This is a genomic window from Vibrio sp. V33_P6A3T137 (assembly GCF_009904835.1).
Taxonomy (GTDB): domain Bacteria; phylum Pseudomonadota; class Gammaproteobacteria; order Enterobacterales; family Vibrionaceae; genus Vibrio; species Vibrio metschnikovii.
In genome coordinates, this window is the sequence record NZ_WXWK01000059.1 from 1 (window position 1) to 10,340 (window position 10,340).

The window sequence follows — 10,340 nt, forward strand, 5'->3', positions numbered from 1 at the left end:
CCGAGCCGTTGTCTCGCTTGAACGATAGCGCTAGGGGCAACCAGACTTCGTTTCCCGGGCAACATTAATTGTGCTTTGGAGACAATTGACCACAAAGGCTCTTGTCGGTAAAGCGACATAGCAACGACCGCCCAAACGGCCATGTCGAGAGGGATACGACGTTTACGAATAGTGGCCACACCGGAAGCTTCTAAGCATTGGTTGATGAAATCAGGACAAAGAATGTCACTGAGTTTTCCAAGTTGTTCAGTATTGGGGGCGTAACGCTTGGCGAGTGTTAGGGCTGTAGTTAATTGCAAAATAAAAGGCTCAAAGTTTTAGGAACTTAGAGCCTTTATAAGCCATCTGTAGGATCGTTCAACCGATCATTTATCTCTTAACTGATCGGCATTAAGCTGATTAAGCTCCTTTTTTATGTCGTCATTGAGGCATATCTTTCTATCTATAGTTAGCAAGTACGGTCTCGATATGACCTTGCAGTCGAAATAGCGCCATTTGTCGGTTAAATTCAGGGAGCAGGGTGTTAAAGGGTGAACTTTTGCCAATGCATAACGAAAATTCTACTTCAGCCAGTATGATTGGCAGCTCGACAATCAATCCTTGCAGATTTAACTGAGCCATTAAATAGTCCGCGACAATTTTATCCGTGGCGATAACATCTCCTCTACCATGAGCCAACATGGTTAATGCATTGGATAAGTTTGAGGTTAACAATCGGCGAAACTTATCTTCAGGAAAATGCTGATTACCCCAGTTATTACCTTGATAATCGAGGATTAAAAAAGGGCTTAGATCATCCGTTGTTTGGACATGCTCAATTTGAGTGAGATTGCGGTTAGTCGGGTTAACAAACAAGTTCATGGGGCCAACAATAACAGGTGTACTCGATACATTAGTGTATTCCTGCCGCGCTTGTGTGGCGACGGTGATAAAGGCGTCCGCTTCTCCCAGTTCAACCATTCTTTGCGCTCTTGCCCATGGATAGCCTTTATGAATAATGGGTATCCCCATTGTTTCTTGTAAAACCTGATCGGCGATATCAATAAAAATACCTGCCATATTACCGTTTTCATCTCGAAAAGAGTAAGGCGGAAAAGAGTCATAATAAACAATCGTCATCGAGGGTTTGGCAAACGTGGATACGCTTACTAAGGATAAAATCAGTAGAAACAGCACTCTTATCGACATAATGCGCATCCATTAATAACTGTTTTGTTATTATAGTTAATTCTGAGCAACGCCGAGTGCTTTGTTGTTCATCATTATCGTGAAGAGGGAAAATCAAACGTTAATAGTTTGAGAAAGAGCTGGAAGCATAATGCAATCTGCGTTGCAAAATGAAATTGTTGCATATCGCCTGGTTGATTAAGGAGTAGTGGCTTGTGCTTGAGCTCTATGACTAATGTGCTTTAACCACTCTGTTTTGGTTAAAGCACATCAGCTATATGTGGTTGCTCGTAAATAAATCCGTTAACAAGCGATCTGATTATCCAGCACTTCGAACTGACTTTTATCCCATTCGGTGAGGTTATCGGTGACTTTGCCAATTAATGGCAGTAAACGCCCGGCGTCTCTTTCTTTAAAAGGGTGATTGGTGATCACCGCAAACCCTGCGATGCAGCATTTGCCCCCTTTGGCTTGAATGAATTGAGCAAGTGTTCGCACGGCTTCTTCGCTGTAAGATTCAATTTTATAGAGATGGCCCATAATGCTTTCCTCTAAACGTGGTATTCAGCATGATGACGAGTGAGCGCTGAGTTATTTTTATTAAGCATATTTGGTGCCAGTTTACATTGATTGGATAGGATTGATGTCAGGTCTATCTGATCGTTAGCTAAGAAGATTCAATAATCGCGGTTTCATCAATGTCGTATTTGCGGATCTTACGCCATAAGGTTGTCCGGCCAACGCCCAATGCTTTAGCGGTTTGTTGCAAATGACCCTGATGATGTTTTAACGCATGAATAATGGCATTTTTTTCCATTAATTCGAGGCTTTGAATGGGTTGCGCTTGGTCGGTGCGTTGACGAATTCTATCGGGTAGATCGCCAAGGCGGATAACGCGATGAGCTGAACTGAGCAGAACTTTGTCCATCACACTCAATAGCTCACTGCGATTACCGGGCCAGCTATAATCCAGCAGCCTTTGCAAAGCGTCAGCGGCAAGCGTGTAGTTGGCTCGGTCGACAATATGCGAGATAAGGCTACGAGTATAATCGAGCGCTTCTCGCTGCGGAGGAATACACACCTCAATCCCTTGCATGGCGTAACACAATTGACGGCTAAACAACCCTGATTCGACTAACTTGTCTAAATCAGCACTGCTGGTGCTGATCACCCGCACATTAACGGGAATCACTTGCTGACTATGTAAACGAGTGAGAAACCCGGTTTTTAAAATCGCTAATAAGCTCGCTTGTAAGGTAGGCGGTAGATACTCGACATGTTCTACAATCAGTGTGCCATTGTAGGCCAATTCAAATTTCGATGGCTGACTTTGCTGATCATCACCCAATAGCGCTTGCGCCAATTGTTCGGGTTGTAAGGCCGCACAATCAATAATCATCAGTGGTGCCAGGCGTTGTTGGCTTTTATGGTGAATGGCTAACGCGAGCGAGAGTTTACCGACGCCATCTTCGCCTTGCAGTAGTACTGGCACTGAGACTTTTGCCGCTTTTTCAATCCGCTGCTGACAAGGGTGGCCTTCCAGTAACCACAGGTTTTCGCCCGGTTGCCAATAGTCGCCGCCAATAAAGTGACGTTCATGAGACTGGGTTAGTGGTTCGCTAGGATGAAACAGCGCCATCACTTCACCGCTACTGAGTGGTTTAAGTGAGAGGATCACTTTCAGCAATTGATGCTGACAATCGACCATGACTTCGACTTTTTCCAGTTTGGTTCTCTCTGCTAAGGCTTGCTCAACCACGGGCGGAAAATGAAATAACGCTTCAATGTGTAGGCCAATATGACTTTCATCTAAGCCCAACCACTGCCGAGCACAGTGATTAATGTATTGCACGTATCCTGACGCTTGCCAAGTGACCACGCCTTGCTCTATTCCTTCTAACAGTACATCACGCTGGGTCAGTAGCGTATTGGCTTGAGTGAGGCGCTGCTCCGAGCTGAGTAGCGTTTCAATTTCCCGAGCGGCACTTTCGATTAATGCATCGATCATCATGGTGTGTTGTTGGGGTTCCCCAATTAACGTCAAGCTTGCCAGTAACTCGCCCATGGGATCGAAAATAGGCACCGCCGAGAAAAACCAAGGATGCAGTGCTTTACTCAGATGTTCGGCTCCGCTTGATAACTGCGCTTGATGAGTGACCAAACAGCGCTCGATGGCATGATTGCCGATCCGTTTATCTGTCCAATCTGCTCCGACGCATAAACCTAGGCTTGATAGCGCTTGGCTAATTGTTGCCGCCCCTTGCAGGTGTAAGGTGATCCCTTGTGCATTGGTTATGCAAAATAACCAATTGGGATCACGAAGTTTTTCGGTAATCGCATCTAAGACTCGCTGAGTAAAACAGAGTAGATTTTGTTGTGACTGCAGAGTCTCATTCAGTGTTGATCCTCTTAAGTTTTTGGGTGGTTGCCAAGCTTTCGCTTGGCAAAATTGGCTAGCTTGCTGCCACTGTTGATAGAGTTCGGTTTGCTGGCCTTTCGTAGGTAACCAGCCAGTATCGACAAAAATTTTCCACTGTTTATAGGTATCGGCAACCATAAATACATCTGCGGCTAGGGAGGCTGGGGATATGGTAACAAGAAGCTCACCAAAAAACGAATCCCCCAAACAAGATGGGGGATAAAGAGTATCGTTAGGCGGTGGTTAAGGCATGGGTGGTGAGTATCGCCGCATAGACTTGGTCGGCACTCACTGGGAATGGCATGTTATGAATGGTCTCGCCTTCGGCGCAGGCCATTTCTGATACCGCCATGATTTGTGGTAGGTCGATGGTGGTGACGCCCATTTCATGCAAGTTGGTCGGTAAACCCACTTGACGGCAGAAAGCCAACACTTCGGCAAACTCTTCTTTAGGTGCATTCTCTAATACCAATTGAACTAAGGTACTAAACGCGACTTTTTCACCATGATAGAGGTGATGACACTCTTCCAGTACGGTTAAACCGTTATGAATCGCGTGTGCGGCCGCCAGCCCGCAGCTTTCAAAGCCGATGCCACTTAAATAGGTATTGGCTTCAATGATGTTTTCCATCGCTGGAGTAACCAGACCTTGTTTCCCCGCCATCATCGCGCTGTAGCCATCTTCCATTAGCGTTTGATAACAGGTTTGAGCAATCGCAAAAGCGGCTTTAGTGGCGAGGCCTCCAGCCATGGTCGCCTTACCAGAAGCAATCGCTGCCCGCGCTTCAAAGTAAGTGGCCAGCGCGTCGCCCATTCCTGCCACTAATAAACGCACCGGAGCTTTGGCAATAATTTCACTATCGACTAACACCATATTCGGATTAGCGGGGAAAAATAGGTATTCGCTGAATTCGCCTTGTTCGGTGTAGATCACCGCCAGTGAGCTAGTCGGTGCGTCGGTAGAAGCAAGGGTCGGGATGATCACCACCGGTAAACCTAAGTAGTAAGCGACACTTTTTGCGGTATCAAGCGCCTTGCCGCCACCGATGCCCATAATCACTTGCGCCTGATCCTCTTTGGCGATCTGAACTAAGCGTTCAATTTCATTGCGGCTACATTGACCATGAAAAGGCGATAGGGTGAGATGCATGTCGAGGCCAGCAAACTGAGTGGCTAGGCTATCTTCAACCAGCGGTAGAACCATCGGGTCGGTGATCGCGAAAGCCCGTTGACCAAAGCCCGTAACATGACGAGCTACTTGATGAATAGCGCCTTTGCCTTGAATGTATTTGCTGGGTGAGATTAAGATTTTTTCCACGTTATTGATCCTTATTATTTGCATGAACCATTTTTATAATGAGCCTGACGGTGAGAAGAGATGCCGTGCTCGGTTGGCTCTAGTAGTAAGAGCTTTGATTTGAGTTAGCAATCAATTTTGTTAACCCGATGACGAATCGAATCCTTGTTTCACATTTCATTGCTTTTCGCCGCCTCTCGTTAAACAAGGAAAGACACAGTTCACAAATTTAACTCGATTGGTTCATCATGAAACGCTGGGGTAGCTCTGAGAGTTTCATAATGAAACCATTGGCTGATAAATTGCTTAATTTAGCGCTCGTGGTAGAGTTTTGGGCTAAAAATAGCCTGGAGCGATGTCTGTGTATAATGTGTGTGATGGCCACTTTTTGAGCTATTCTCCTTCCCCTGTTGCAGTGATTAGCGGTGGTGGTCAAGGCCACGAGCCTCTGCACAGTGAATTTGTTGGTCGAGGGATGCTGGCCGCTGCGTGTATCGGTGAGCATTTCACCGCGCCATCGGCACTGCAAATTACCGACCATGTGAACGCGCATTTTTCATCGTCAGTACCGATTTTGTTTTTAGTGAAAAATCACACCGGTGATGTGCTGAATTTTCAAATGGCTACCGAGTGGTTAACCGAGCAAGGTTATTGGGTCGATTTTTGTCTGGTTGATGATGATTGTGCCCCTTTGCCAGACCACTGCTCGATGGGGGGCAAAGGACTGGCGGGGATTGTCTTACTACAAAAACTGCTGGGTGCTTACAGTTTACAATTGGCCGGTTCGGGATTGTCTGGTCAACAACAACTCAGCGTTTTGGTGGAGCAGGCCCGGCAATGGACAGCACAATGCCATACCATCAGCGTAGGTTTTGTAGGGGCTCAAGCTCCCGAGCCAGATCAAGTGCTTGAACAGATCAAAGTCGGGGTAGGTCTGCACAATGAACAAGGGATTATGCAGTTAACCTCGGGGACATTTTCCGAGGTGTTGCAACATTTGCAGCAGCAGCTAGCGAATGCGCCACAGCGCGCTCGATTACAAATCCAGTGGTCGAATGCAACCCATGACTGGCAGCAGCAATTTATCCCCGCACCCTTGGTGGCTCATCCACGGTATTTATTGTTAGTGAATGGCTTGAGTGGGCAAAATCAGCAGCAGTTGGGCCACCTCTGCCAATGGGTCAGTCAGCAATTAGCCCAGTGTGAGATGACCATCGTCGACTCGATTGCACAAGCGGTATGCCGTGGCGCGCATCCTAATGCTTTTTCCGTTACTTTATTCGCCCTTGATGATCGGGCTTTATCTTGCTGGCAAGCTCCAGTGGATACTGCCTATTGGCAATGGGGGAAATAAACCATGCTTAGCCAAGCGATGGTCTATCACTGGTTACAGTTGCTCAGCCAAAATTTACTCCAACACAGTGAATACCTTAATCAGTTGGATGCCGAAATTGGTGATGCCGATCATGGTGTGAATATTCAACGTGGCTGTACGTTACTAGTCAGCAAATTACCGAGTTTAGCGGACATGAGTATTGCCCATTTATTGCAAAATTTAGGGTTTGTGTTTCTTTCCGGCGTTGGAGGAGCGAGTGGGCCTTTGTATTACACCTTGTTTCAGCGCGCGGCGCACAGTGTGGAAGGTAAAACGGCGCTCAGTGTCGATGATCTCTATCGAGCATTATTGAATGGCCAGCAAGGGATAAAAACGCGCGGCTATGTACAGTACCAAGATAAAACCTTATATGACATTTGGTATGTCGCGACACAAACCTTAGAGCGCTGTGTGGTTAATCAACAGACCATGGCGCAAAGCCTAATTGAATTGGAGGATGCTTGCCAACAAGCGGCTCGTGATTCGATTGCTCTGCCCGCTAAGCGCGGTAGAGCGGCCTACTTAGGTGAGCAAAGCTGTGGGTATTTGGACCCTGGGATTGAATCAAGCCGAGTGATGATCGCCAGTTTACACCAAGCATTTGCACATCTCTCAACTGCGTAGTTCGGTTTCTTCGCCCTTCTTCTCTTGATCTTGTATTGTAATAAAGCAGCACCAGTATCGGCTGCTTTACCTTTCTATTGATACTCCCCACAGTAACGCAGAGATTGGTGCGACTTTTTTCGTTATCGTGAAAGCGACAAAGCCCAGTCTTTCTGGTGATTCATCAACGTTTATGGACCATTCTCTGGTTCTTTTCACGGCATATTGTCTAAGTTCACAATCTAATTCGAGGGACGCTTAGCGGCGTTTCATTATGAACCAATCGTTGAATTAATGACGTTTCATTCTGCAACGTGAGATTTTTTTTGCTGATCCCTGTTCTCATACGCACAATCAAGGCTGTTGATTTACTTTCAATCCAAGGAATAACGTGATGACTCAATTTTTTATTAATAATAAAGAGCAATTAGTAAATGAAGCGATTGAAGGGGCCGTGTTAACCAGCCCTTGGCAAAACCTAGAACAACTCGATATCGACCCACACATTCGCATCGTGGTTCGCCGTGATTGGGATAAAAGCAAAGTAGCGATTATTTCTGGCGGTGGTTCAGGCCATGAACCGGCTCACGTTGGCTTTGTGGGTAAGAATATGCTGACTGCTGCGGTGTGTGGCGATGTGTTTGCTTCGCCCAGTGTTGATGCGGTGTTCAATGCCATTGTTCAAGTCACCGGTGACGCGGGCTGTTTGTTGATTGTTAAAAACTACACCGGCGACCGGTTAAACTTTGGTTTAGCGGCAGAAAAAGCCAAGCGTCTCGGTTATCAAGTTGAAATGGTGATGGTCAGTGACGACATTGCCTTGCCCGATAATAAGCAGCCCCGTGGTGTGGCGGGTACTTTATTTGTGCATAAAGTCGCGGGCTATGCGGCGGAGCAAGGTCAATCGCTGGTGATGGTTGCCGAAGCGGCGCAAGTGGCGATTCAACGCACCGCCAGTATTGGCGTGGCACTCTCCAGTTGCCATTTGCCGGGTGAAACGCACAGCGAACGAGTCGCTCCCGGTCATGCTGAGCTAGGGTTGGGCATTCACGGTGAGCCCGGAGTTTCGGTTTTAGCAACCCAAAAGAGCCGCGATATTCTGGCTATCATGATTGAAAAGCTGCTGAGCGCTTATCCGTTAACGGCTGATGATAAAGTCGCGGTGCTACTCAATAACTTGGGTGGTGTATCTAATCTTGAAATGAGTTTGTTAACGCGCGATCTGTGTCATTCTTCTCTTGCGTCCTCAATCCAGTACTTAGTGGGGCCAGCGCCCTTGATGACGGCGTTGGACATGAAAGGCTTCTCTCTCTCATTATTGCATTTGAACCCGCAACTGGAAACGGCATTACTGGCCCCAACCGAAGTCAGCAGTTGGCCAACGCCATTAGCGGTCAATGATGTGGCGCGCCGTGTAGTCGAAAAGCAAGCCGATCAACTGCACTATCAAGCCTCCGAGCATGCTGAGCATCAAATGATCGTTAACTGTATTTGCCAGACCTTGATTGATAATGAAAGTGAGCTTAACCGTCTCGATAGCCTCGTTGGCGATGGCGATACCGGTTCTACGTTTGCTGCTGGAGCTCGACAAATCTATCGTGAGAGTCAAGCTAATCAATTGCCATTCGCGCAAGTCGATAAGTTATTAGGCGTGGTGGGTGAGCGTCTTGCGACCGTGATGGGCGGTTCAAGTGGCGTGTTACTGTCAATTTTCTTTACCGCGGCGGGTCAGCAGATGAGTGAAGGGCAACCCCTGGCGAGCGCATTAGTGGCGGGACTAAATAAAATGAAACAGTACGGCGGTGCTGAGTTGGGTGACAGAACGATGATCGATGCGCTGCAGCCTGCACTGGAAGCGTTAGTGGCTGGGCAAAGCCTAACCGAAGCGGCAAGCGCCGCCGAGCAAGGCAGTGCTTCCACCGCGTTAATGAACAAAGCTAATGCTGGGCGCTCGTCTTATTTAGCCAGCGACAGTTTAAGCGGTGTTAAAGACCCCGGAGCGGTTGCGGTCGAAAGCGTCTTTGCAGCGCTGACCAAGCTGAATCGCTAAGCTTTAGCGATTAACGATGTTTTATCTTAGCCACCGGTTTTCCGGTGGCTTTTTTATTATCGAAGCAACTCAATATTCCTCGCATCCTCTTGTGTTACGCCTATTATTGACAACGATAACGATTATTATCCTTATGGATTAACATCGTGATTTGTACGGCTAACCGAGTCTGGTTATAACCCATGGTTCATTAACTAAGTAGTGAACATCATGGGATTAGAGAAGTTGCTGGACGCGATAGCGGAGCAAGGCTGGTATGTGTGGGATGATTTTTTAACGCCCGATCAAGTCAGCCGTTTACGATCTTGCGCCCCAGAAAGTTGGCAGCGAGCGCGTATCGGCCGGCAAGAGGAAGCCCAGCGTATAAGCCAGATCCGCAGTGATAAGATTCAATGGCTGAGAGAATCGATGGGCCAGCCAATACAAGATTATTTGGAGCGGATGGAGCAGATTCGCCAGCAAGTGAATCAAGACTTCTTTTTAGGATTATTTGAATACGAAGCGCATTTTGCGAAATACGAAGCCGGTGATTTCTATAAAAAACATCTCGATGCATTTCGAGGCAATGAAAATCGTAAGCTAACCACCGTATTTTACATGAACCCCAATTGGTGCGCCGCCGATGGCGGAGAGCTAAAACTTTATGATTTGAACGATCAGCTGATTGAGACGATTGCGCCTATCTCAGGTCGCTTAGTCGTCTTCTTATCGGAAAAATTTCCTCATGAAGTGCTGCCGACTCAAGCGGAACGGATCAGCATTGCGGGTTGGTTTCGAACTAACGGGGTAACCGAAAACCGCTTGGATATTGCTCATTAGCAATAAGAACGAAGCGACGGATGCGCTTCGTGCAATGATTACCTAAGTCTATCTACGCTCATCAAGAGTCATACTGTGGTGCAAGGTAAGTACAGGTTGGACGTTTATTCTGGATAGGTTTTTTTTAAATAGTCACTTTGCAGAATGTACATCCGTTTAACGTCGCGGTAGCGGCCATTAATGAAAAACTCTTGTACTAAATGCCCTTCTTCAATAAACCCGCATTTTTCATATAGATGAATCGCTTTATCGTTTTCAATCGAAACATGCAGGTAAATTTTGTGTAAATTGAGAATGGTGAAAGAGTAATCCAGCGCACGATGAATTAAGGTGCGAGCAAAGCCTTTACCTTGATGCTCTGGAGTAATGATGATTTGAAATTCAGCACTGCGGTGGATGTAGTTAATTTCGATGAGCTCGACTAAGCCAATCAGATCTTTTTGCTGATTCTCAACCACGAAACGCCGTTCGGCGTTGTCATGAATGTGTTTGTTGTACAACTCTTCCAGTTCATCAAACGATTCATACGGCTCTTCAAACCAGTAAGACATAATGTTGCGGTTATTATTCAAATTATGAATAAAGCGCAAGTCGCCGCGCTCTAAAGCTC

10 protein-coding genes are annotated in these 10,340 nt (G+C 46.8%); 4 read left to right on the plus strand and 6 right to left on the minus strand.

The window, feature by feature from the left end; genetic code table 11:
- The 5 genes from CAG60_RS05750 to CAG60_RS05770 all read right to left on the minus strand — a co-directional run.
- Positions 1–299: transposase domain-containing protein (locus CAG60_RS05750; protein ID WP_202598528.1), on the minus strand; the 299-nt coding region annotated here is incomplete at its 3' end.
- A gap of 139 nt (positions 300–438) precedes the next feature.
- Positions 439–1,188: a substrate-binding periplasmic protein gene (locus CAG60_RS05755; protein ID WP_161438467.1), complete on the minus strand. Its 750-nt coding sequence runs from the start codon at positions 1,186–1,188 to the stop codon at positions 439–441.
- A 282-nt stretch (positions 1,189–1,470) separates the two neighbouring features.
- A complete protein-coding gene (locus CAG60_RS05760; RefSeq protein ID WP_004396755.1) occupies positions 1,471–1,707 on the minus strand; it encodes a hypothetical protein in 237 nt (78 codons plus the stop codon).
- 127 nt (positions 1,708–1,834) lie between these two features.
- Positions 1,835–3,724: a sigma 54-interacting transcriptional regulator gene (locus CAG60_RS05765; protein ID WP_161438468.1), complete on the minus strand. Its 1,890-nt coding sequence runs from the start codon at positions 3,722–3,724 to the stop codon at positions 1,835–1,837.
- Between the two features lie 94 nt (positions 3,725–3,818).
- On the minus strand, positions 3,819–4,904 hold the full coding sequence (locus tag CAG60_RS05770; RefSeq protein WP_154170769.1) for a glycerol dehydrogenase: 1,086 nt from the start codon (positions 4,902–4,904) through the stop codon (positions 3,819–3,821).
- Between the two features lie 334 nt (positions 4,905–5,238).
- Here CAG60_RS05770 and CAG60_RS05775 point away from each other — a divergent pair, with 334 nt between their 5' ends.
- The 4 genes from CAG60_RS05775 to CAG60_RS05790 all read left to right on the plus strand — a co-directional run bounded on the left by CAG60_RS05775 (position 5,239) and on the right by CAG60_RS05790 (position 9,730).
- Positions 5,239–6,237 (plus strand): dihydroxyacetone kinase subunit DhaK, encoded by a 999-nt coding sequence (locus CAG60_RS05775; RefSeq protein WP_161438469.1) that lies wholly within the window; start codon positions 5,239–5,241, stop codon positions 6,235–6,237.
- A gap of 3 nt (positions 6,238–6,240) precedes the next feature.
- Positions 6,241–6,882 (plus strand): dihydroxyacetone kinase subunit DhaL, encoded by a 642-nt coding sequence (gene dhaL / locus CAG60_RS05780; protein ID WP_154170766.1) that lies wholly within the window; start codon positions 6,241–6,243, stop codon positions 6,880–6,882.
- 373 nt (positions 6,883–7,255) lie between these two features.
- Positions 7,256–8,911, plus strand: coding sequence for a dihydroxyacetone kinase subunit DhaK (locus CAG60_RS05785; RefSeq protein ID WP_161438470.1), 1,656 nt, complete (start codon positions 7,256–7,258; stop codon positions 8,909–8,911).
- Between the two features lie 210 nt (positions 8,912–9,121).
- Complete coding sequence (locus CAG60_RS05790; protein WP_161438471.1) at positions 9,122–9,730, plus strand: 2OG-Fe(II) oxygenase; 609 nt, start codon at positions 9,122–9,124, stop codon at positions 9,728–9,730.
- A gap of 104 nt (positions 9,731–9,834) precedes the next feature.
- Here CAG60_RS05790 and speG read toward each other — a convergent pair.
- A partial coding sequence (gene speG, locus CAG60_RS05795; RefSeq protein WP_161438472.1) for a spermidine N1-acetyltransferase occupies positions 9,835–10,340 on the minus strand: 506 nt, incomplete at its 5' end.

What these genes read in the sequence shown, in the direction of transcription:
- CAG60_RS05755 (WP_161438467.1), bottom strand. Translation starts at nt 1,188, where the DNA reads ATGTCGATAAGAGTGCTGTTTCTACTGATTTTATCCTTAGTAAGCGTA.
- CAG60_RS05760 (WP_004396755.1), bottom strand. Translation starts at nt 1,707, where the DNA reads ATGGGCCATCTCTATAAAATTGAATCTTACAGCGAAGAAGCCGTGCGA.
- CAG60_RS05765 (WP_161438468.1), bottom strand. Translation starts at nt 3,724, where the DNA reads ATGGTTGCCGATACCTATAAACAGTGGAAAATTTTTGTCGATACTGGC.
- CAG60_RS05775 (WP_161438469.1), top strand. Translation starts at nt 5,239, where the DNA reads ATGTCTGTGTATAATGTGTGTGATGGCCACTTTTTGAGCTATTCTCCT.
- dhaL (WP_154170766.1), top strand. Translation starts at nt 6,241, where the DNA reads ATGCTTAGCCAAGCGATGGTCTATCACTGGTTACAGTTGCTCAGCCAA.
- CAG60_RS05785 (WP_161438470.1), top strand. Translation starts at nt 7,256, where the DNA reads ATGACTCAATTTTTTATTAATAATAAAGAGCAATTAGTAAATGAAGCG.
- CAG60_RS05790 (WP_161438471.1), top strand. Translation starts at nt 9,122, where the DNA reads ATGGGATTAGAGAAGTTGCTGGACGCGATAGCGGAGCAAGGCTGGTAT.